Origin of the sequence: Peribacillus frigoritolerans, assembly GCF_040250305.1 — a bacterium.
In the GTDB taxonomy this organism is placed as follows: domain Bacteria; phylum Bacillota; class Bacilli; order Bacillales; family DSM-1321; genus Peribacillus.
The window spans coordinates 1,549,148-1,572,772 of sequence record NZ_CP158190.1 but is presented as its reverse complement, the minus strand read 5'-3'; the positions used below and the strand labels follow the sequence as shown (position 1 = coordinate 1,572,772).

19 protein-coding genes are annotated in these 23,625 nt (G+C 41.5%); 3 read left to right on the top strand and 16 right to left on the bottom strand.

Translation table 11 applies throughout. The features are described 5' to 3' along the window. Positions 1-4: 4 nt before the first annotated feature. The 10 genes from ABOA58_RS07770 to ABOA58_RS07725 form a co-directional block, all read right to left on the bottom strand. The gene (locus tag ABOA58_RS07770; protein WP_350301870.1) at positions 5-1,066 is read right to left on the bottom strand and encodes a phosphotransferase family protein; all 1,062 of its coding nucleotides are present in this window, start codon (positions 1,064-1,066) and stop codon (positions 5-7) included. Between the two features lie 19 nt (positions 1,067-1,085). Beyond that, on the bottom strand, positions 1,086-1,487 hold the full coding sequence (locus ABOA58_RS07765; RefSeq protein WP_350301869.1) for an acyl-CoA thioesterase: 402 nt from the start codon (positions 1,485-1,487) through the stop codon (positions 1,086-1,088). 16 nt (positions 1,488-1,503) lie between these two features. Then, complete coding sequence (locus tag ABOA58_RS07760; RefSeq protein WP_350301868.1) at positions 1,504-2,283, bottom strand: enoyl-CoA hydratase; 780 nt, start codon at positions 2,281-2,283, stop codon at positions 1,504-1,506. After that, a complete protein-coding gene (locus tag ABOA58_RS07755) occupies positions 2,280-3,167 on the bottom strand; it encodes a 3-hydroxyacyl-CoA dehydrogenase family protein (protein WP_350301867.1) in 888 nt (295 codons plus the stop codon). The genes ABOA58_RS07760 and ABOA58_RS07755 overlap by 4 nt, the downstream gene beginning before the upstream one ends. 43 nt (positions 3,168-3,210) lie before the next feature. Then, complete coding sequence (locus tag ABOA58_RS07750; RefSeq protein WP_350301866.1) at positions 3,211-3,774, bottom strand: TetR/AcrR family transcriptional regulator; 564 nt, start codon at positions 3,772-3,774, stop codon at positions 3,211-3,213. A 72-nt stretch (positions 3,775-3,846) separates the two neighbouring features. After that, positions 3,847-5,457: a long-chain-fatty-acid--CoA ligase gene (locus tag ABOA58_RS07745; RefSeq protein WP_350302820.1), complete on the bottom strand. Its 1,611-nt coding sequence runs from the start codon at positions 5,455-5,457 to the stop codon at positions 3,847-3,849. 37 nt (positions 5,458-5,494) lie between these two features. Further along, positions 5,495-6,268 carry an SDR family oxidoreductase gene (locus ABOA58_RS07740; RefSeq protein WP_350301865.1) on the bottom strand — a complete coding sequence of 258 codons (774 nt, stop codon included), beginning with the start codon at positions 6,266-6,268 and terminating at the stop codon, positions 5,495-5,497. Then, the gene (locus ABOA58_RS07735; protein ID WP_350301864.1) at positions 6,265-7,494 is read right to left on the bottom strand and encodes an acyl-CoA dehydrogenase family protein; all 1,230 of its coding nucleotides are present in this window, start codon (positions 7,492-7,494) and stop codon (positions 6,265-6,267) included. The genes ABOA58_RS07740 and ABOA58_RS07735 overlap by 4 nt, the downstream gene beginning before the upstream one ends. Before the next feature lie 103 nt (positions 7,495-7,597). Beyond that, positions 7,598-8,920, bottom strand: coding sequence for an ATP-binding protein (locus ABOA58_RS07730; RefSeq protein ID WP_350301863.1), 1,323 nt, complete (start codon positions 8,918-8,920; stop codon positions 7,598-7,600). Positions 8,921-9,117: 197 nt separating this feature from the next. Next, positions 9,118-10,470 carry a TrkH family potassium uptake protein gene (locus tag ABOA58_RS07725; RefSeq protein WP_350301862.1) on the bottom strand — a complete coding sequence of 451 codons (1,353 nt, stop codon included), beginning with the start codon at positions 10,468-10,470 and terminating at the stop codon, positions 9,118-9,120. Between the two features lie 234 nt (positions 10,471-10,704). On the opposite strand from ABOA58_RS07725, the gene ABOA58_RS07720 reads away from it, so the two are divergent. After that, the gene (locus ABOA58_RS07720; RefSeq protein ID WP_034314196.1) at positions 10,705-10,896 is read left to right on the top strand and encodes an alpha/beta-type small acid-soluble spore protein; all 192 of its coding nucleotides are present in this window, start codon (positions 10,705-10,707) and stop codon (positions 10,894-10,896) included. Between the two features lie 56 nt (positions 10,897-10,952). On the opposite strand, the gene ABOA58_RS07715 is transcribed toward ABOA58_RS07720, so the two are convergent. The 4 genes from ABOA58_RS07715 to ABOA58_RS07700 form a co-directional block, all read right to left on the bottom strand. After that, on the bottom strand, positions 10,953-12,197 hold the full coding sequence (locus tag ABOA58_RS07715; RefSeq protein ID WP_350301861.1) for an anti-sigma factor domain-containing protein: 1,245 nt from the start codon (positions 12,195-12,197) through the stop codon (positions 10,953-10,955). Next, entirely contained in the window at positions 12,194-12,937 is a 744-nt protein-coding gene (gene sigI, locus ABOA58_RS07710) for an RNA polymerase sigma factor SigI (protein ID WP_241590486.1), read from the bottom strand. Before sigI ends, ABOA58_RS07715 begins: the two co-directional genes overlap by 4 nt. A 609-nt stretch (positions 12,938-13,546) precedes the next feature. Then, on the bottom strand, positions 13,547-14,329 hold the full coding sequence (locus ABOA58_RS07705; RefSeq protein ID WP_350301860.1) for a TerC family protein: 783 nt from the start codon (positions 14,327-14,329) through the stop codon (positions 13,547-13,549). 259 nt (positions 14,330-14,588) lie between these two features. After that, the gene (locus ABOA58_RS07700) at positions 14,589-16,148 is read right to left on the bottom strand and encodes an aldehyde dehydrogenase family protein (protein WP_350301859.1); all 1,560 of its coding nucleotides are present in this window, start codon (positions 16,146-16,148) and stop codon (positions 14,589-14,591) included. A gap of 625 nt (positions 16,149-16,773) precedes the next feature. On the opposite strand from ABOA58_RS07700, the gene ABOA58_RS07695 reads away from it, so the two are divergent. After that, positions 16,774-17,967: an FtsW/RodA/SpoVE family cell cycle protein gene (locus tag ABOA58_RS07695; RefSeq protein WP_350301858.1), complete on the top strand. Its 1,194-nt coding sequence runs from the start codon at positions 16,774-16,776 to the stop codon at positions 17,965-17,967. A gap of 111 nt (positions 17,968-18,078) precedes the next feature. Here the strand turns inward: ABOA58_RS07695 and nhaC are convergent, their stop codons facing one another. Beyond that, a complete protein-coding gene (gene nhaC, locus ABOA58_RS07690) occupies positions 18,079-19,458 on the bottom strand; it encodes a Na+/H+ antiporter NhaC (RefSeq protein ID WP_350301857.1) in 1,380 nt (459 codons plus the stop codon). 1,404 nt (positions 19,459-20,862) lie between these two features. Then, entirely contained in the window at positions 20,863-22,437 is a 1,575-nt protein-coding gene (locus tag ABOA58_RS07685) for a peptide chain release factor 3 (RefSeq protein ID WP_350301856.1), read from the bottom strand. Positions 22,438-23,324: 887 nt separating this feature from the next. On the opposite strand from ABOA58_RS07685, the gene ABOA58_RS07680 reads away from it, so the two are divergent. Further along, positions 23,325-23,528: a cold-shock protein gene (locus tag ABOA58_RS07680; RefSeq protein ID WP_061462203.1), complete on the top strand. Its 204-nt coding sequence runs from the start codon at positions 23,325-23,327 to the stop codon at positions 23,526-23,528. Positions 23,529-23,625 lie beyond the last annotated feature (97 nt).

Genomic DNA, 23,625 nt, shown 5'->3' with positions numbered 1-23,625 from the left:
TGTATTAAACTTCCTTCGCAGCTACATTTGCTGCATGAGTGAGTAAGCTTTTAACCGTTTTTCCGAGATTGGAAAAACGGGGATCATTAGTCTGGCCTTTTTTATATCGATAATAGATTTGCTGAAGAATGACAGCCAACTTAAAGTAACCGAATGTTAAATAAAAATCGACGTTGGAAACATCCCTGCCGCTTCTAGCTGCATACATCTCGATAAATTCCCTTCGTGTCGGAAAACCAGTTAAAGTCGTGACGGACGCTTTACCCACACCGATTTTGATAAGTTCCGGATCACCGCTTTCCGTCCAGTAGCTTAAAGCCACTCCTAGATCGGCTAACGGATCACCAACGGTGGACATTTCCCAATCAAATAAACCAACCATCTCTGTAAGGTCCTGGTTAAACATGGCATTATTGATCTTATAGTCATAATGGATAATAGAAGTCTGGCTATGTTTCGGGATATTATGTTGAAAATAATCGGTAAGCGGTCGTATTTCCTTGATTTCATCAGTTTTTGCTCTCTCATAGCGGGAAATCCATCCGCGCACCTGTCTTTCTATGAACCCTTCAGGTTTGGAGATTTCCACCAACCCAGTTTTCTCATAGGGAATCGAGTGCAGATCAGCAAGCCGATTGACCATGACATGAGAAAGCTGTCGGCACTTTTCGACAGTTGGCTCGATTTCCTTGGGAAATTCGGTATCTATTACAATTCCATGTTTCCTTTCCATTAGGAAAAAAGGGGCCCCGGCAATCGATTCGTCATCCGAGAACAGAATAGGCTCGGGAGCCGCTTGAAAATATGGGTTGATTGAGGAAAGGATATGATGTTCACGCTTCATATCATGTGCCTTTGGAGCAACAGGACCAAGCGGAGGCCTTCTGAGAACAGCCTCCCACTCACCCATTTTCAGCTGATAGGTCAAATTGGAATAGCCCGTTGAAAATTGTTGCAATTCTAACGGTTCATTTGGAAGGTCCAATATATTTTTTCTTAGGAAACCTTCTAATGCACCAATATTCAGTTCCTCGCCGGGCCGAACGGGAATCGTATCGTCAACCATGTTCTTCCACTCCTTCATTCTAATTATGAACAAGATGTGAAATGAGTTTTTCTTTAATCATTTCAGGAATAGGTTCACTTTTTTGATTCAAAAAATTAAAACAAACTAAAACTGCACTTCCCTTAGCAATGATTTCCCCAGTTTGTGAGCAGAGGATATCATGTACCATATCACAGCTTTTCGTACCTACCTTTGTCAAAGATGTACGAATGGTCAAGAGTTGATTGAAATATCCCTGAGCAATAAAGTCGCATTTAGTGGAGGCTAACAAAAAGTTCCATGACTCGACATTCGTCGCTAAGCCCAAAGCTTCAAAGAATTTCATGCGTGCTTCTTCGAGGTAAATGAAATAGCTTGTGTTATTGATGTGGCCCAAAGCATCCGTTTCGGAAAAACGGACGTCGACTTCCAATTCATGCATAAGACCCCTCCTTGAATTAACGATGTACAAAAGCAGGTTTACGTTTATCCAAGAAAGCGGAAACCCCTTCTTTAACATCTTCAGTTTGGAAGATTTCTTCAAAAAGATTCGTTTCAATCTCCAGACCTTGTTCAAGCGTGGCTTCACTTCCTTCATTAATCGCCTTCTTGATTCTCGAAAGTGCCTGAAGTGAGTGCCTTGTCATTCGTGAGGCCAAGATTTTTGCTTCCGATAAGCCGCAGCCTTGCTCGACGACTTTATTGACAAGCCCGATCTTTTCCGCTTCTATGGCACCTAGCGGATCACCGGTAAATATAATCTCTTTTGCCTTTGCGTTTCCGACAAGTCTGGACAAACGCTGTGTACCGCCAGCTCCAGGAAATAAGCCTAATTTCACTTCCGGCAGACCAATTTGAACCTGTGTTTCAGCCACTCGCAAATCACAGGCCAGAGCCAGTTCACATCCGCCGCCCAAAGTCAGGCCGTTTAATACAGCTATTGTAGGTTTAGGAAACTGGTCGATTTTGGTTAGGACGGCATGACCTTCCTTTACCATTTCCTTCATATTCGGGTTCCCCATCATGCTAGGGAATTCTTTTATATCAGCCCCAGCCGCAAATGCGATATTGCCTGCACCTGTTATGAGTACCGCAACAGTTTCATTATCTTTTGAAAGTTCATCGAATGTTTCTCCCAAGTCTCTGAATACTTGTTTACTGATTACGTTTAATGGAGGATTATCGATGGTGATGACCGCAAGCTTATTTTCCTTAACCACTCTAATTAATTTTGTCATCGATTCTTCACTCCTTGATTTGGATAATCATACCAGCCTTTTCCTGTTTTCCTTCCTAAATGTCCCTTATTCACCTTTTCTGCTATACAAGCATTTGGCTTGTCTTCTGGATTTCCAGTTTCATTGTATCGCTGCTGCATGACAAAATATCCTACATCAATACCTGATAGATCCATCAGTTCAAAAGGGCCGATGGGATGGCCTAAAGCTTTCCTGCAAATTAAATCGATATCCTTATAATCCACAATTCCTTCTTCATACAAATATAAGGCCTCACGCTGTAACGCTCCCAAAATTCGATTGGCTACGAATCCCGATATCTCTTTCCTCAACAAAACTCCTGTCCTATTCATTTTCTCTGTCACTTCCATCGCAAGCTTGGCTGTTTCCTCCGATGTTTGATCACTCATGACAACCTCAACGCAATCCATTACTAGAGGCGGAAAAAAGAAATGCATATTAATAAACTTATCCGGACGATTCGTCACACTCGCAAGCAGGCTATTGACGATCGTTGAACTATTCGTTGCAAAAATGGTTTCCGCGGGGGCGAATTCTTCAAGTTTAGCGAAGACTTCCTGTTTCACATCAAGTTTTTCAACTACCGCTTCAATGATCAGATCAGCTCCACTCGCAGCTTTCTCAAGATCGGAAGTATATTGAAGACGGCTAAAAGCAGCCAATTTACGATCTTCAGACAATTTTCCCTTTTGAACCCATTTAGTCAAAATGACGTCCAATTTTTCTTTGGCTGTATTCAACGCGTTTTCCTGAACATCCTGAAGAATCGTTTCGTAACCTCCAAGTGCAGCAAGCATCGCAATTTGATGCCCCATCTGCCCGGCCCCAATTACGGTTATCGATTGAATTTGCTTGTTGGCCATGCCTTCTATCTCCCTTCTACTAACTGGTTAGTATGTGTCCTGGTCACGCTTCAATTCCGTGCAGAATCATCCCCATAAAAATGGATGCAACTTCCTGTTCGGTTTTTTCACCTTCTGGGTCGAACCAATGATAGCTCCAATTGGCTACACCCAAAATAGCAAAAGAGATGATGGATGCATCGAGATTGGAACGCAGTTCTCCGCTCTCGATGCCGCTAATCAGCACTTGCTCGATTTTATTACGGAACTCATCCCGCTTAGGAAGGATTTGTGCAAGTTTTTCGTCACTTAGATTTTTCATTTCACGGAAAAAGACCGTTGCGCTGGATTTTTTGGTTTTGATGCTTTTTAAAAGCATATATACCATATCGAAAAGCTTATCCTTACAGCTTTTCCCAGGTTCTGAAATGATCATTTCCTGCTCACCAAGCAACTCGTCTATATAAGCGAGATGAATATCCATAAGTAATTGCTCTTTGCTCGTAAAGTAATAATAAAACGTTCCCTTCGTCACCCCGACCGATTCGACGATGTCAGAAATCGACGTTTCACTAAAGCCCTTCTTTTCAAATAAGCGTATGCTATGTTCTGTCATTTTTTCTTTCATGTAAGCACCCTCGCAATCTGTTAAAATTTCAGCTGAATTGATATCATACGCTTTCGTACTATCAAAGCCCTCTTATTTCCTAGAAAGTTCTTCTCTTAAAGCCCGCCTTAAAATCTTTCCGACATTTGTTTTCGGTAACTCTTCACGAAATTCAACGAAATGCGGAACTTTATAGGCCGATAGGTTGGCACGGCAATAATCGATGATTTCCAGTTCATTTGCCGTTTTATTATTTTTAAGTACAAGCACCGCTTTTACCGACTCCCCTCGGTACGCATCCGGAACGCCGATGACAACCGCTTCCTGGACAGCAGGATGTTCATAAAGCACTTCCTCCACATCTCGCGGATATATATTATAACCACTTGCGATGATCAAATCTTTTTTCCTGTCGACAATATAGAGATACCCGTCTTCATCAACTTTGGCGATATCACCCGTATAAAGCCAACCATCCCTAAGGGTTACCGCCGTCTCCTCCGGCATATTCCAGTACCCTTTCATCACTTGGGGTCCTTTGACGACCAATTCCCCCATTTCGCCAGTGGCCACTTCTTTTGTCCCGTCTCCCAGGTCCATCACTTTATATTCAGTCGAAGGGATTCCGATCCCGACGCTCCCCGGCTTCCTTTTAGCAAATACCGGGTTACAATGAGTTGTTGGCGAAGCTTCCGTAAGACCGTAGCCTTCCAATATCTTTGCACCTGATTTTCGTTCGAACTCACGCAGCAGTTCCACAGGCATCGGTGCACTTCCGCTGTTACAGACCTGAATTGAGCCCATTCCATATTCTTCTGCTTTCGGGTGATTCGTCAACGCTACATACATGGTAGGTACACCAGGAAAAGTGGTCGGCTGTTCACGCTTTATCGTTTCCAGCACTTCTTCTATTTCAAATCGTGGCAGCATGATCGAGTCACCCGCGATATACACGGATAAATTCATTGCGGATGTCATTCCAAAAACATGAAAAAGCGGGATGACCGACAGCGTTCTTTCAGAGCCCATTTTTAATTCATGCTTGAAGAATTCATACGATTGAACGACATTGGCCAGAATATTGCTGTGAGTCAGCATCGCCCCTTTTGAACGGCCTGTCGTCCCACCTGTGTACTGAAGAACAGCTATATCATTTTCCGGATCGATTGATACTGGATTGATTTTCCCGTCTCCTGTCTTCATGAATTGGTCAAAAGAAGCATCAGGCTGGAAATCTGCTTCCGAAGGCTGAAGGCTTACGGCGATAATATTTTTCAGGTTTGCATGTTGCTGAACACTTTTCACTTTCGGGTATAATCCGTCCAATACCACGATCGTTTCTGCACCGGAGTCCTGTAAAATATGCTGCAGCTCCCTTTCAACCAGCATTGGGTTGATTTGGGTGATAATGGCTCCTGTTGTCAACGAACCATAATACGCAATGACGTATTGCGGACAGTTAGGCAGCATGATGGCGACACGGTCGCCTTTTTGAACACCTTTTTTTTGCAGGGCTGAAGCAAAGGCTTGCGACGCATGAAAAAGTTCCTGATAAGATATCTTTCGGTCATAAAAAGTAATAGCTGTATTGTTTGGATAGGACTGACATGCATTTTGAAGGATTCTTTGCATCGGAAACTCAGGGACTTTTATTTCCTTTGAAATTGAATCAGGATAAACGGACAGCCATTTTTTTTCATTCATCATTTCATACCCTCCAGCCATATTTACTTACCTTTCATTACTTAGCATGTGAACCCCCATCGACAATCAAGATATTTCCAGTCACAAAATCAGATGCCTTCGAGGCCAGGAAAACCGCTGCCCCTTTTAAATCATCATCACTCCCAAATCTTTTTAGCGGCGTGGAATCCAAGATAGGATTCTTCCCTTGCTCAAGAACCCCTTTCGTCATTTTTGTCGGAAAGAATCCAGGTGCGATTGCATTTACATTGATATTATGCTGACCCCATTTAACAGCTAAATCCTTTGTTAAAGTAATGACCGCCCCTTTACTCGTATTATATCCGACCGTATCGAGCACCCTGGGGTCTGTCCCCCCTAATCCAGCGACGGAAGCGATGTTTATGATTTTCCCATGTCCCTGCTCAATCATGACCCTGCCTGCTGTCTGGCTCATGATAAAGGTTCCGGTTACATTGACATTCATCACCTTCTGCCACGCTTCAAGGGGCATGTCGACGGCCGGTGCCCCCCAGGATGCCCCGCTATTGTTTACTAAAATGTCTATGGCACCGAATTCACGGTAAGTTTCGTTAACAACCTCCTGTACATCTGACGGATTGGTGATATCACACTTGAAGGAAAGTGCCTTGACTCCAAGCTTTTCGATTTGCGAAGCAACTTCGTCGCATGCCTCCTTCTTCCTTGAACAAAGAACGACATTTGCCCCAGCTTCGGCAAAGCCGGTCGCTATTTGTGCTCCCAATCCTCTCCCTCCGCCGGTTATGATCGCCGTCTTTCCAGTCAGATCGAATAAGTCGGTAACTTTCATATTTTCACCTCATGCTTTTGTTGGTATTTACGAAGTTCTATTTTAGCAACTTGTGAGCGGTGAACTTCATCGGGACCATCAGCAAGCCTTAATGTCCGTGCATTTGCCCAATGTGCAGCAAAAGGGAAATCATCGGAAATCCCTGCAGCACCAAAGCCTTGGATGGCCCTGTCCAGCACTTTCAATGCCATATTAGGTGCCACCACTTTTATCATGGCAATCTCCGCCTTCGCTTCCTTGTTCCCGACAGTATCCATCATATAAGCGGCTTTTAGTGTCAGAAGTCTTGCTTGTTCGATTTCAATCCGTGAATCGGCAACCCACTCCATGATCACACCTTGTCTCGCCAATGTTTTACCAAAAGCGACACGATATTGAATGCGCTTACATAATTCTTCAAGTGCTCTTTCAGCAGCGCCGATCAGCCTCATGCAATGATGTATCCTTCCGGGTCCGAGTCGTCCTTGGGCAATTGCAAATCCTTTACCTTCACCCCATAGAATATTCGTTGCCGGGACCCTCACATTTTCAAAAGTGATTTCAGCATGGCCATGCGGGGCATGATCATAACCAAACACTGGGAGCATTCTCTCGATTTTGACACCCGGTGTATCCAGCGGTACAAGAATCATTGACTGTTGTTCATGCTTGGACGCCTCAGGATCTGTCTTACCCATGACGATGGCAATCTTGCATCGGGGATCGCCTGCTCCTGAAGACCACCATTTTCGGCCGTTTATGACATACTCATTACCCGTCTTTTCTATCCTGCATTCGATATTGGTCGCATCGGAAGACGCCACTTCCGGTTCGGTCATCGAGAAGCATGAGCGGATTTCCCCAGCAAGCAAGGGCTTCAGCCAGCGTTCCTTATGTTCATCTGAACCGTATCTCACCAACACTTCCATATTACCAGTGTCCGGCGCATTACAGTTGAAGATTTCAGGTCCTATCGTCGACCTTCCCATGATTTCACAAAGCGGGGCATATTCTAGATTTGTTAAACCCGCGCCATAATCGCTATCAGGCAAAAATAAATTCCATAATCCTTCTTCCTTTGCTTTTGCCGTCAATTCAGATAATATCGGGGGTATTTCACTCCAGCGGCTCTTCTGTGCTTCGAGCTGCTTTTTGTATATTGATTCATTTGGGTATACGTGCTTTTCCATGAATTCCGTTAACTTCTTTTCCAAGTTTTTCACCTTTTGAGTATGTTCAAAGTTCAAATTGATTCCTCCTTTTAACTTACTAACCGGTTAGTATGTTATTACTTTTAAAGTATATACACAACATTCTGATTTTTTCAACAATTAAATCATTTTTTTCTTATCATTCAAAGGCCTGTACCTGGACCTTTTGGTCCCCACTATATTCCTTTTGTTGGACGGTGGGAAATATACAAACGATTTTCGTACCTTTTTTCAGTTCACTTGTGATGAAAACTTTTCCGCCATGATTTTCGATGATTCTAAAACAAACGGAAAGACCCAATCCCGTTCCTGATGTTTTTGTAGTAAAAAATGGTTCTCCTACTTTTTGCAGGGAGTTTTCCGGAATACCCTCCCCTTCGTCCAAAATGCTCAAAAAAACTTCCCCATTTTCCCCATTTATGCTCACAAAAATATTCCCGCCATTCGGCATCGATTCTATGGAATTTTTTATCATGTTTATTAGTACTTGCTTGATTTGGTTTTCATCAAAATACATAAAAATAGGTTCCGAATCATAATTTTTATGTATTTGAATATTGTTCAGTACGGCGTTTGTCTCCAATAGCGTCACGACATGGTTGCAGCTTTCCTTTAAATCCTTCTCAAGAAAAACCGCCTCAGCAGGTTTCGATAGCAGCAAGAGTTCATTCAGCACTTGCTCAATTCGATTTATTTCCGAAAAAATAATATCATAGTACTCCTGCTTTTCGGCACCGCCATCTTTAATCAACTTCACGAATCCCATTATCGCTGTCATCGGGTTCCTGACCTCATGTGCAATCCCTGCCGCAAGCTGGGCAGCCGTTGATAATTTGCTTGATGTGATTGCCAAATGTTCGTTTAAGCTCACAAGCTTTTCCTCCGCATGTTTACGTTCATTGATTTCCGATAATATGCCCGCCGTCCCGATGAATTTCCCAGCGTCATCATAAATTAGTTTAACGAATGCTTCAACCCAACTTGTTCCCTTTTTCGCATTTAGTTTGATGTCCGCACGAAAATATTTATTCCCCCGATGAAAGGTGTCCGCAAAGGCCTTTAATACGTCTTGATAAGAATTGTTATCCATATGTTTAGAAAAGTGAAGCCCTAGGGATTCATTCACGGTTGCACCACTCATCGATTTCCATGCCGGGTTTAAGTACAGCCAATTTCCTTTATTATCCGTTTGGAAAATAACCTCATTGAAGCTATTGACCAGTTCTTTGGAGTAATTGGAGATAATGCGATAACGCCCTTCGCTATCCTGCAATAAAGCAATCGTTTTTCGTTTATGATCAAAGATGGCACCCAAACACCAGGCTATGGTTAAGATTATGATTAAATATATTCCTGCAAAGGCGGAAAACCTGCGTTCTTCATGACCCAGCCACCCTATATAGGGCAGTATCAATATGAAGAAAAGGGTAGGGACAATGATTCTTCCTGTATATTTCTTCACTTCTTCCACCTCCTTACCAAAATGATTTATACTTCATCCGATTGATTTCCAAGTAAGGGGTCAAATTCGCATAACTTTTAAATAGAATTGGTGGAAAACTCACTTATAGGTAAATTTCAACATTTTATCAAAGATTCCTGCAAACAACACAAAAAACCTTTCCACGGGTGGAAAGGTCACTGTTAAACTAAAATCATTTACCCAATGATGACGCGTTCTTTTGGATAATGGAAATTTTCCGTAACTTCTTTATGACCTATGATATACAGGAGGGAGGTTATCCCGACACGGCCAATGAACATAATGATCATAATGACAATTTTACCGGTATTGCTGAGGTCAGGCGTGATTCCCATCGAGAGGCCGACTGATCCGAAAGCCGAACATACCTCAAAAATGATTTGCATCAAAGTAAAATTTTCGGTAATTGATAAAATGAAGACCGCCATTATGCAAAGGAGGGATCCCATGATCATAACTGCCGTCGCTTTTCGGATATCATCGGGATGAATCTCGCGTTTGAACACTTTAATGGAACGCCTTCCTCTCATGAAATTCCATAAAAATAAAATCATGATGGCCAGTGTAGTTGTCCGGATTCCTCCACCGACTGAACTTGGGGAAGCTCCAATGAACATCAATATGCTCATCAATAAAAGGGTCGGTTCCGAAAAGTCACTCACATTCATGGTTGCTAACCCGCCGCTTCGCGTATTGGAGGACATAAATAAAGAGTAGAAGAACGATTCATGCCAGCTCTTATTTTTAAAGAATCCATTTATTTCTAGGAGGTAAATCAGGATCGTTCCCCCAATGATAAGGGAAAAGAAAGTGACTGAGGTCAGCTTCGTGAACAAAGAAAAATGAAACTTATAAGTACGGGCCCTATTGGACAAAAACTCTTTCAGCTCAATCAAGACAGGAAACCCAATGGCGCCAAGGGTAAGCAGGATAATCGTAATGAACTGTACAAAATAATCGTCTTTAAATGGAATCATCGATATACCGGTAATATCAAAACCAGCATTCGTGGTGGCACTTACGGCTAAAAATAAGCCATTTAAGAAGGCCTCTTTCCAGTCTGGAAAATAATTCAGAAAGTAAATGCCTAATACGAGAGCTCCAATCATTTCAATTACGACAAATATCTGAATGATTTGGATCAATAATTTAACAAGGCCCGAAAGATTCGATTGGTTTTGATCAGTCATGATCAATTGCCTTTCCTTCAAACCGATTTTCTTGCCCACTATAAGCCAGAAAAAGGTTCCGAGTGTCATGATGCCAATACCGCCAAATTGGAGAACGAACATTAGAATGAAATAGCCTACCTCATTATACACTTCGGGCAAACTAACAACTGTCAGACCTGTCACACTAACTGCACTTACGGCTGTGAATAAAGCATCCATGAATTTAAATTCCACGCCTGGCTTCAGAGCAACCGGCAAACTCAACAGTACGGTCGAGATAGTGACGGCCAAAAAATAATAACCGACAATAAGCTGAGCTGGTGTTAACTTTGATAATATTTTTTTGATAGCAAACATAAAGAGTTTCCTTTCTTACTCCTATATAGTTATGTGAATCACATAACCATTAAAAATCTAGTTTACCCTTTTTTCATTCTTTTTTCCATTCTCTTTTAATACTGACTTACTTACAACAAAAAGGCAGGTTTACCAATAAGTTTGATGCTGCTCATATAAGTAAAACTCGACATTCTACTTATACTATCATTACAGCGGCAAAAGCCGTTGAAAAAGTAAAGGGGAGATTCAAAAATGGCTAACAGCAGCAACAATCTTCTTGTTCCTGGAATCGAACAAGCATTAGAACAAATCAAATATGAAATTGCATCTGAATTCGGTGTACAATTAGGATCCGATACTTCAGCACGTGCCAATGGTTCAGTTGGCGGAGAAATTACGAAACGTCTTGTACAACAAGCACAGTCTCAACTTAAAGGTCAATAATTCCTAACACAATTAAATATCCATGGCTAAGAGTCCAGCTGCATGCTGGACTCTTTTTAATCATTATGTCCATTTCCGTTTCCATTATTGCCTTTACCCCTTTTCGACTTATCCCAATCTTGCTTATCTTGTTTATTTTGCTTATTTTGCTTATCCCGTTTAGCCTGCTTCACTTGGTTAGCTTGTTTATTTTTATTTTCGTGCTTTATATGATCGTCATTATTATTTTCTTTGGCTGATGAAACTTTTTTTACATCGAACTTTTTATCATTCTTTTCATTTTTCTGCTTGTTCTTTGATTGGTTGCTGTAGTCGCTATCGGATTTCCCTTTCGACTCGTTGCTTTTTTCCTTGTATCCATTTATTGCATCCCGTTTTTCAATTGTATCTTTCTGTTCAGTTTGTTCCTTAATTTTGGCAACTTCCATACCCGCGTTTTTCCGTTCATTCGGTTTGGCTTCATTGGCCGGCTTTTGCTTTATTTCAATTTCATTATTCTCTTTTTTCTTTTCTCCATCCGATTTGTTTTCCGTACTCAGCGTTACGCTCTTCTCTTTCGGAATAACAACCCTTTCCTCGACTTTTTTATCTGGTGCTGGAGCAGGCTCCCTCTTATTGACTTTCACCTTATCTTTATCTTCATTCAACTTCTTTTCGAGATACTTACCAGTGGATATGCCTTTTTCCCGTGCTTGCTTCCGATCGCTTTTTGTTGCCTGGATCACTTTCATTTTTGTGTTAGAAACATTATCCTTCTCAGAAATTTCTTTTATCTCTTCTTTTAAATTCTTATCCAGTTCTTTATCTTTTTCCAATAACGTTGTGGAAACCACAATTTGTTTATTTCCTTTCAAATAACCAAGTTGCTTCGTCGTTTCAACGATCCGGTTTGTAACAGTCTTCATATCCTTGCCTTTCCAGGCCTTCAGCTGACCAATCACAAGCTTGCCGTCTTCATTTAAACCGGTAAGTTTGAGAACTTCTAAATCATCGTCAAGCTCCAATTCAATGCTTGGATTCACATCTATCGTCATATATGCCGACACAGGACCGGAGAAATAAGAAGGAAGAATCGAAAACAGAATCAAGAAGGTGGAGGCAATGCTTAGCACGGCCGTTTTTTTGAAAGATGAATGAAAATTGGAAAAGGCTAAAGTGAACTTTTGTTTAGCAGGTGCAAAAGTGATTTCCTCACCCACTTCATATACCCGTTCCTGCCTTTTGGTTTTCAGAAATTCACCCTCGGGGGTCAATAGGGTTACAAATCGCTTATTAACTGAAAGAATAACTCCTTTTTTCATCCATCGATAGCCCCTTTTATATAATCATTCAAATACAAGAAATCTCCGTTTATTATGATTGCCACAGCAATGATGTACTTTCTGTTCCGTTCAATAGTTTTTCTGCTTACTTCCACTTTTCCCTCAAGCTGTTTTACGGGCAGCCGCTTTTTTGCAAACAGGATTTCTTTCAGTTCGTCATCTTCCATTAACAATTTAGCGATCATAATAGCTCCCTTCCTGGCATCTGCATGTTTGGGAGAGTTTTCAACTAAATCCTCAAATGACAGACCAAAATCCTCTAGATGGCTTATATAAAGCAGAATTTCTTCTTTTCTTCTTTCCGATTCCTTCTGCTTCTCGTATTCATTGATGGAATTTTCATTATCGATATATATATGGCTTTGCTCATTATCATCATTCAGTGATAAATCCAATAGGACTTCTTTTTGTTTGGACTGGCTTCTTATATAATCTATAACCCTTCGTTTAACGAGGGTTTCGGCAAATGCCAATAAAGAACGGCCTTTTTCCGGGGAATATTTATCGATTGCCTCGTTAAAAGCAATCAATCCAATACTGAATTCATCATCTGATTCGTATATGTAACGTTTGCAAACCGATGACACTGTTTTCGCAATAAAAGGTTTGAATGACTCTATGGTATCATTACGAAGGCTAATATCGCCTTGTTGAATTTTCAATACGGTTTCTTCTAAAGAACGCTTTTTTTTGAATGCTGTAAACAACAATCCAAGCATTTGCTCACCTCGCTCCTGTTGAACATAAAATACGCATCAACATACTTATCTTAAGCGGAGGGAGTCTAAAAGACAGTACCAAAAGAACTATTTTTGCATTAAAAATGAAATCACATAATATATCAACATGATAAAATACTTAGTTTTTTCTCGTTTATTACAGTGCAATTACAGTAAGTTATCTTTTTCCTGATTTTCGTCCGATACAATGGGACAATTGTCATTTTTATAACCGGAATTTAATATTCACATCTTTTAACATATCATTCGTAAACACCCCTGCGCTTTTGAGGGTCATCTCCATAAATACATGAAAAAGCAAAAAAAATAGGCGTGACCAGCACGCCTGCAGACTGTAGACAAACTCGATAAAATTGTTTATCTCAGTTTTATAAAGGTTTATAAAACCCAAACGTCGATTTCCACTCCAGGCACTCGCTTTCCGCGGGCGGTCCGGGAGCCTCCTCGGCGCATTGCGCCTGCGGGGTCTCCCCTCGACGCGCTTTTCCCGCAGGAGTCTCGCACACCCACTCCAATCAACTTTGTTTTGAAATTTTAGTTAAAACTCCTTTAGTCTACAAATTAGGCGTGACCAGCACGCCTGTTTTTTTAAGCTTCCTGTATTTTTTTCTCTTCTTTTTCTTTTTTTTCTTTCTTGCTTGAAATGATCCATGCACCTGCTGCAATTCCAATCAATACAACCCAGAAAATCGATTTCCAAAGAGTTGATTCAGGGAAATGATGATCGATGACAGCCAGTGAAGGGTGTGCGAGTGTGTGTACCGCCAACTTCACTCCTACCCAACCCACTATCAAAAATGCAGCCGTTTCTAGGGAAGGACGCTTATGAAGCAACTTCACGAACGCATTTGCTGCAAATCGCATAATGATTAATCCAATCATGCCGCCGAGGAACATGACAGCAAATTGCCCTCCGTCAATACCGCCGACTTTCATCCAGCCTGTTTCAGGAAGTGTAACAGCCAGTGCGACGGCAGCCAACATCGAATCGATTGCGAAAGCTATATCAGCCGCTTCAACCTTTACCACAGTCATCCAGAAGCCGGATTGCTTTTTAGGTTTCGTGATTTCCTTCTCACCTTTACCAGCGTATTTTTTGTAAATGTGCTGAAAAGCAATGAAAAGTAAATAAATCGCACCGATTGCTTGAACTTGCCACACCTCGACAAGAAAGGAAATAAGGAATAAACTTGCAAAGCGGAAAACAAAAGCTCCCATCAGACCATAAAACAAGGCTTTTCGCTGTTGTTCTTTTGGCAAATGCTTAACCATGACAGCCATGACGACCGCATTATCCGCAGCAAGTATCCCTTCTAATCCAACCAAGATAAGAAGGACCCAGCCATATTCCAATAATATTGATGCTTCCATGCATTCAACCTCCAATAGTTAGTATTTCCTTCCTACTGGCATTGGCAAAATAAAAAGACCTCTGCCATATAGGCAAAGGTCTTGCTGAACATGAAATCATGTCAACAAAGCCGATGAATGTTTAACATTCACGTAATGACGACTTTGTTTTAGGGCGAACCCTAACGCTACTCCCCTTTGAAAAGGAAAATCAGTTATTAAGTATATTAATAGTATACGCGCTCGTTATGAAAATAACAATCTTTTTTATAAATGGATCTCATTTTCTGTTCCCTTTGGATAATTTAATCAATCGCAAATATTCTTTGCCGAAACGAATCCAGTTCGGTTTGGCAGAAAAGTAATTCTGAAACAGCGATAAAAAACTCGTGTATTTCCCTTCATATGGATACCACTGTATTTCTGTATTGTTTTTACCTTTATCGATCATGATCGCTTTTTCATGGCAGAAAATCTTTAATCCATGCTCGCCATGATACCGGCCAACTCCGCTTTGTTTGGCACCGCCAAATGGTAAATGATGATTAGCAACCGTTATCAGCACATCATTGATGGTCACCGCTCCTGTTACTAACCGAGACGCAATTTTGCTTGCTTTTTCCCTATCCATCGTCCAAACGCTGGAATTGAGCCCATATTCACTTTCATTTGCCAGGGCGATCACTTCTTCCTCCGTATCGAAAGGCACAACAGGCAATACGGGTCCGAACGTTTCTTCTTTCATGATTTTCATGGAATGATCGACATTGGACAGAATCGTCGGCGGAATGAAATGGGTCTGTCCCGTTTTCCACTCTTTCGGAGGTATTCCGGCTTCAAGTACGGCCCCCTTATTCAGTGCATCCTCCAGTTGTCCAGCTACAATATCAACTTGTGCGGGGAAAGTCATTGAACCGATATCATCCTGCGAATGCACCCCCTGCCTCATGGACTTCGTTTTTTCTTTAAGAAGCATGAGGAATTCCTTATAAACAGGACGTTCCACATAAACCCTTTCAACACTCATGCACACCTGCCCGCTATTTGTAAAAGCCCCCCAAAGGGCCCCGTTCACAGCCCGTTCCAGGTTGGCATCACGCAGAACGATCATTGGATCCTTCCCGCCAAGCTCCAAAGTCGTTGGGATCAGTTGTCTAGCTGCGACCTCACCAATCATTTTCCCAGTCCTTACAGATCCAGTAAAAAATATATAATCTGGCTTTTGCTCAGTTAATGCCGCACCCAATTCTTTTCCTCCATGGGCAAACTGTATAGTTCCGTCCGGGAAACCAGCTTCAAGAAACAACTTTTCAATGCACACCCCAACTAAAGGAGTTACCTCTGAGGGCTTGGCGATGACTGCATTTCCCGCTGCTAGCGCATTAAGAATGGGTACCATGGAAAGCTGCAGCGGATAATTCCATGGTGAAATGACGAGAACCGTTCCACGGGGCATATAATGGATATAAGATTTTTTTCCAATTAACATGAGCGGAGTGGTGACCTTTCGTCCGGAAAGAGTTTTCACTGCATGTTTCTCGATATGCTTGATTGCATCAATCGTTGGCATGATATCAGCAACCAGTGCTTCAATTTTCACTTTTCCTGTATCTTTTGAAATGACTTCAGCTATTTCATCCATTTTTTCAACCATCAATAAACGAAGCCGTTTTAAATACTGCAGCCGTTCCTTGATGGGAAGATTCGACCATGCTTGGAACGCATGTCTTGATTTCTTATATATATGAGGAATCGCCTTCAATGGCGTTGGGACTATTTCCGCAATCTTCTCACCTGTTGCCGGAGAAAACACTTCCAGCTTGTCTTGTATTTCTTCCATAACTACTCCCCTTGCTTTACCTTATTTTCATTGGTACTTCCTATCATATTTATGCTTTTAATTAAGATCGACCAAGGAGGTAGACCTTCCCTAATTCACTAAACATACGAGGTTTTTCGCGTCAACCCTCTTTATATAATGCCAGAGACGCAGCAGCCTGTATAATATAATCGATTGGAACCAAGTTCATAACGGGTTCCCTCTCTTCATAAAATCCCTGCCCGATTCCGTGCCACATAACCGGTGCTAAAATAAGTATACCTCTTAAGATGAGTTACTCTAACAAATTCGTTTTCAGTATCCACTGCATCACATCAAGTTTTAACCTTAAATAGTAATCTTCCAGACATAACAGCACCACCAAATGGAATATATAGTAAAAATTTTCCCGTTATTAAAAGGAGTATTCACGTTTACTATCGAAGGTAATGTATAGGAATCCGAATTCGGCTATAAGCAAAAAGGAAATCCAGCAGACCAAGTTTCTCGGTTTTAGTGTTTAATATTGGTTTATGGAGGATAAATTCATATTATCGAATAAAAATTATTATCTATATAACCGATTTTCCGTTACTATATAAGAAGGCGATTTTTTCGCGCATACATATTTGAGGTGAGCGCACAAGTGAAAAGAATAATTAAAGCATACGACTTCCCTATTTTCATCGCTGTCGTATTACTCTGTTTGTTTGGTTTAGTCATGATTTACAGTTCGAGCATGATCACTGCTGTCGCTCGATACGGCTGGCCCATGGATTACTTCTTTGAGAAGCAAAAAACGGCTTTTCTCATTTCATTCGTGGCAATGATCGTCACGATGATCCTTCCTTATAAGATGTACAAAAACAAAATGTTCTTGATGTCTATGATGTTTGGAATGGCCGGTATCCTTTTGCTGCTCTTTATCTTCGGCCATACAGCAGGAAATGCCACAAGCTGGTTCAAATTAGGGACAAAATCGATCCAACCCGCTGAATTTTCCAAGTTAGCCATAATCATTTATCTGGCAGCCATTTACGGAAAAAGGCAAGATCGAATCAATAGTATTGATAAAGCCGTCATCCCGCCGATTTTCTTTCTGGTATTCATCTGCTTTTTAATCGGAATACAGCCTGACTATGGAACGGCAGCGGTCATTTTCCTGATTTCAAGTACCATGATCATTTCATCCGGGATGTCTTTTAAGAGTATATTCAAACTCTCTTTGATCACTGCGATATTCGTTGCCATTTTTGCATTAGGGGTACTCGTGACAGGAAATTTCTCAGCCGTTCTTTCTGAAAATAAGATGTCTCGTTTTACGGGGTTTGCAGACCCTTTCGGAAAGGCAGGAGAAAGCGGATATCAACTCGTGAATTCCTTATTCGCAATAGGATCCGGCGGCCTTACTGGAGTGGGACTTGGTGACAGTGTACAAAAATACGGGTACCTGCCTGAATCGCATACTGATTTCATCATGTCTGTCATTGCGGAAGAGCTCGGAATATTCGGAGTGGGGTTCGTTCTATTGACACTAGGTTTTATCGTTTTAAGGGGATTTGTACTTTCAGCAAAATGCAAGGATCCATTTGGAAGCCTTTTATTGATCGGCATCTCATCCATGATCGGCATTCAAGTCGGCATCAACGTTGGCGGAGTGACTGGACTTATCCCTATCACAGGGATCACCCTTCCATTCATCAGTTATGGAGGATCTTCCTTACTGCTGCTCATGCTTTCAATGGGCATATTCCAAAATGTCGTCATGCGAATGAACTTGCTTGAACAGAAAGAAAAGGTCGTGTCCATCCCAAAAGATGAGATCGCGTCTTCAAAATAATCAATCAAATACCCCCTGACATTTCTGTTCATGTCAGGGGGTTCCCTTCTCTATAAGGCTATGTAAGTTCACATAAAAAAACAGGCAGTCAAAACCGACCGCCTGTTTTTTTCATTTATAATGGATACCGATTTTCGTAAAGCCAGAAATCAGACTGAGCAAAGGACAAAGCAGGCAGAAGAATGCAAAAGGGGCATATTCAAGGGTTGAAACACCCAATACCTGTGTCAGGAATACACCGCAGACACCCCAAGGAACCAGAGGATTCACAACTGTTCCCGCATCTTCAAGTACCCTCGCAAGCGTTTTGGGCTGCAAGCCTAAATCTTCATATTTCTGCTGAAAGGCTTTCCCAGGCAGTATAACTGACAAATACTGTTCACCCACCAGGAAGTTCACGCTGATTCCTGCAAATACAGTAGCGGAAATCACTTTCGCTACACTCGTCAATGAATCCTGGATTGCTTTTAAAATAGAAGGGATGACCCCCAATTCGAACAATAGTCCGCCCATGGCCAATGCCAACAACACCATCGAAACGGAGAACATCATACTTTCAATGCCGCCCCGTGATAAGATTGAGTCAAGTTGATCCACTCCACTCTTGAGGACAAATCCGCCGTATAAAATATCCGCCAGTTTTGCTACCGTCAAATTAGGCGTTTGAATGAAAGCGATGATGGCTGCCGAAATGATTCCTGCCGACAATGTCGGAATGGCTGACACCTTTTTCAAAGCCATGATTAGAACGATGACAAACGGAATCAAACTCCATATGCTTATATTCGTTTCCATTTCCAGGGCTTTGGTCATGGCTTCGATTTCCTCAACACGAGCAACTTTGACATTCGGTGAAAGGAAGTAAAAAATGATAAGCGATATTAAAAAACCTGGAATCGTAGTCCAAAGCATATTATTAATATGTTCAAATAATGGTGCTCCAACCGTTCCCGATGCAAGGTTGGTAGAGTCGGATAATGGAGACATTTTATCCCCAAGAAATGCACCGGAAATGATTGCACCGGCTGTAATCGCCAACGATAAATCCATCGCCGCCGCCATACCTATTAAAGCAACGCCGATAGTGGCTGATGTTGTAAGTGAACTCCCGATACAGAGCCCAATTAGCGAACACACCAGAAATGTGATCGCATAGAAATATTCACCAGAAATCCAGTCAAACCCATAGTACATGATGGTAGGGATCGTCCCGCTTGCCATCCAGATGGAAATCAGCATTCCAATGAAAAAGAATATATAAATGGCTCCCATACCAGTACCTGCACCTTTGACTATAGCCGCCTCCATAATTGAAAATGGCAGCTTCTTGATCTTCCCATAAACAAATAAGAAAAGGATTGCCGCTATTATTGGAATATGGGGGGCAAGTCCATAATGTATGATTCCAGTTGCAATGATTAAGAATAGAATGGCCAAAACCCCAATTGCTTCAAGTAAGGAGAGTTTTAGCTTTGCATCTTCAAGACGCATGATGTATTTCCCCGCTTTCAATGTTGTATATTCTCTGAGGTAAGGCTAGGACCTTTTCACTCCTCACAATTACTGAAACGCTTTTAAGCACTAAAGTACTAGCTAAATATATAGTAGTTTCAGGAGATTGTCAAAGGAATATTTTAGTATAATTCGATTTTATCAGTGATGCTTCTCTCCACTGATACAACGCAAACCATTACCAAGCTCCTTCCGATAGATATATTTGTAAATTAATCCCATAATAATGACTTTTATGTGATTCGATAATTATTGGGCTAATTGCAATGCCTTAATTGTCTCATTGATCTTTACAAAATAATGAAACAGTTTTTTCTCATAATGATCGATCAGGACTATGTAGCCTGTTTTCCTGAGCAGAGCTTCTTCTTTAATTGAATAAATTACCCCACATTCCCACGAGAAAAGTCTGCTGAGGCCATCAGGAGGCTTTCGGCACTATTCATTCGCTGTATATAAGTTCACCCGTAAGGTAAGCGAGTGCCTGTAGTGGAAATCAACGTTCGAGTTTTTGCACACCAAAAAAAACTGTAGACAAATGAGGTTGTATCTAAAATTTAAGACAAAGTAGATTGGAACGGAAGGTGCGAGACTCCTGCGGGGAAAACGCGTCCAAGGGAGACCCCACAGGCGCAAGTGCGCCGAGGAGGCTCCCGGACCGCCCGCGGAAAGCGAGTGCCTGAAGTGGAAATCAACGTTCGAGTTTTTGCACACCAAAAAAAACTGTAGACAAATGAGGTTCTATCTAAAATTTAAGACAAAGTAGATTGGAACGGAAGGTGCGAGACTCCTGCGGGAATAGCGAGTCCAAGGGAGACCCAACAGACGCAAAGGCGTCGAGGAGGCTCCCGGACTGCCCGCGGAAAGCGAGTGCCTGTAGTGGAAATCAACGTTCGAGTTTTTGCACACCAAAAAAAACTGTAGATAAATGAGGTTCTATCTAAAATTTAAGACAAAGTAGATTGGAACGGAAGGTGCGAGACTCCTGCGGGAAAAACGCGTCCATGGGAGACCCAACAGACGCAAAGGCGTCGAGGAGGCTCCCGGACCGCCCGCGGAAAGCGAGTGCCTGAAGTGGAAATCAACGTCCGAGTTTTTGCACACCAAAAAAAACTGTAGACAAATGAGGTTCTATCTAAAATTTAAGACAAAGTAGATTGGAACGGAAGGTACGAGACTCCTGCGGGAATAGCGAGTCCAAGGGAGACCCCACAGGCGCAAGTGCGCCGAGGAGGCTCCCGGACCGCCCGCGGAAAGCGAGTGCCTGAAGTGGAAATCAACGTCCAAATTTGTACAAGCCAAAAAAAAACTGTAGACTTAACTCGATTTTCATCGAGTTTGTCTACAGTCTGAAAGCCCGTGTATATAACACGGGCTTCTTCATTATTTCAAATCCATTGGATTATATAATTCCACATCAGGATTTTTATCTTGGAACCAACGAAGTGCAAACTCATTTTCAAATAAGAATGCATATTTATCAAACCGGTCTTTAACAAGAATGCTTCTTGAGCTATGAAGATTTTCATCAAGCTTTTCATCTTCAGCCCAGCGTGTAATCTTGCTGCCCATGCGCTCCATCACGACTTCAACATTGTACTCGTTCCTCATACGATGCTCGAATACTTCGAATTGAAGTTGCCCAACCGCTCCAAGCAGATATTCTTCCATCCGAACCGTTTTGAAGAGCTGAATTGCCCCTTCTTGTACAAGTTGGTTAATTCCTTTATGGAAATGTTTCTGTTTCATGACGTTTTTAGCTGTTACCCTCATGAATAGTTCCGGTGTAAACTGAGGCAGCCTTTCAAACTGAAACATGTCTTTGCTTGTTGTAATTGTATCGCCAATTTGGTAGTTACCGGTGTCATATAAACCGATGATATCTCCGCTTACCGCTTCATTTACGGTGTTCCGATCATCAGCCATGAATTGAGTAGAAGAAGAAAGGTTGATTGGTTTTCCTGTCCTGCTCAGGTTGACGCTCATCCCACGTTCGAATTTACCGGAGCAAATGCGAAGGAAAGCGATCCGGTCACGGTGTTTTGGGTTCATATTCGCCTGGATCTTGAAAATGAAACCGGAAAAATCATTACTGACAGGGTCCATTTCACCTGACGTTGTCATCCGCGCTTGTGGAGCTGGTGCAAATTTCAGATAAGCATCCAAAAACGTCTGAACACCGAACGTCGTTAAAGCACTCCCGAAAAATACGGGACTAAGTTTTCCAGTCGCAATGTTTTCTTCAGAGAATTGGTTACCTGCTTCCGTCAACAGCATGATTTCTTCCAAAGTTTGCTCATATAACTGGGAATCCTTAAGTTTATGATCCACTTCGAGTTCACCTTCGTCATTCAATGGAAGGAAACGCTCTTCCCCTTCCGTTTTGAACTGTTCAATCCGATTATTGAACCTGTCGTAAATGCCCACGAAGTCTTTTCCCATCCCAATCGGCCAATTCATTGGATATGTTTCTATACCTAATACCTCTTCGAGTTCGGCAAGCAATTCTAGCGGCGTTTTACCTTGTCGGTCCATTTTATTGATAAAAGTGAAAATCGGGATACCCCTCATCCGGCATACTTTGAATAATTTAACCGTCTGATCCTCGATACCTTTTGCCGAGTCGATGATCATCACGGCGCTATCAACAGCCATCAGTGTACGATATGTGTCTTCACTGAAATCTTGGTGGCCTGGTGTATCGAGAATATTGACACGAAAATCATCATAATCGAATTGCATGACTGAAGATGTAACGGAAATTCCCCGTTGCTTTTCAATCTCCATCCAGTCACTTGTTGCATACTTCCCTGTTTTTCTAGCTTTAACTGTTCCGGCATCTCGGATCGCGCCGCCAAACAGCAATAATTTTTCTGTCAAAGTCGTTTTCCCGGCATCCGGGTGAGAGATGATTGCGAAGGTCCGTCGGGATTGAACCTCGTCTTTTAAATTAGTCATAATATGTTCCTTTCATTATTGGAGTCATCAATAAAAAAATTTATAGAGGTTTACTGTATTTTTTACATTGGAATGGCAACCTTTCTTTGTATGCAAAAATCCTGATCATACACAATATATGTAAGAAGAAATATATCATAAGGCTTAAGCATTGGCTACTCATCATTCATTTTCAATCAACCTTTCTATTTTAACACGATATGAAGGAAAGATGTAGAGGTGAATGCATCACCATTAGGGGATTTGTTCAAATGGCAAAACAAAAGACGCTTAATCAGCGCCCCTTATCTAATCCATATGGTTACCGTTCATTTATTCATGGTTTAACTTATTACCTTGCAGGTTTAATCGCTTTTTGATTCCGCTTGTTTTTCCAGCGTTTTTTTACTTCCTTGAATATGATTGGAGCAGCAAAAATGAGGGCCCTTTTTAATAATTTCTTCATGATTCATCAGTCCTTTCTTTCTTATCCTATACCCGATTATTTTCGTGAAAAACTTTAATGCCAAATTGTTTTCCTAATCTCAACTCTAAAGGCTTTTCCAATTGGCCCCGTCAAATTTCAATCCAGGAAACGGAAACTCCTGTGCGACAATACCGTTAGGCTTCCCCGTATAAAACCTGTCTAATAATATTTTCCTAAATGGGAATGTATAAATTAATTCCATTTGTTTTATCCTTTATAAAGGTGGGTATATACTAAAAAAATGGAAATTGCCCCAAAGGAGTGGGTTAATTTTTCCTGTAGGCTTTCACATTTTATCAAGCATCTTCGTATGATAATTTTAACTTGAATGAGGGTGCTGGATAATGTGTGAAATTGATTTTTCCATCACGGTAAAATCATCACCATTAATATTTTTTAACTTTTTAGGAGGATTCATCGAATGACAGTAACAGGTAAAGTGAAATGGTTCAATAGTGACAAAGGATTTGGATTTATCGAAGTACCAAACGAAGACGATGTTTTCGTACATTTTTCCGCCATTCAAGGAGAAGGTTTCAAGAGCCTTGATGAAGGTCAAGAGGTTGAATTTGAAATCGAAGAAGGAAACCGCGGACCTCAAGCTAAAAACGTCGTAAAACTCTAAAGCATAGATACACAAACATATTGATAGGCAATGGAAAAAGGATGCCGCCCAGATTGGGCGGCATCCTTTAATTTATTTGTACAAGCGGCATATTCAC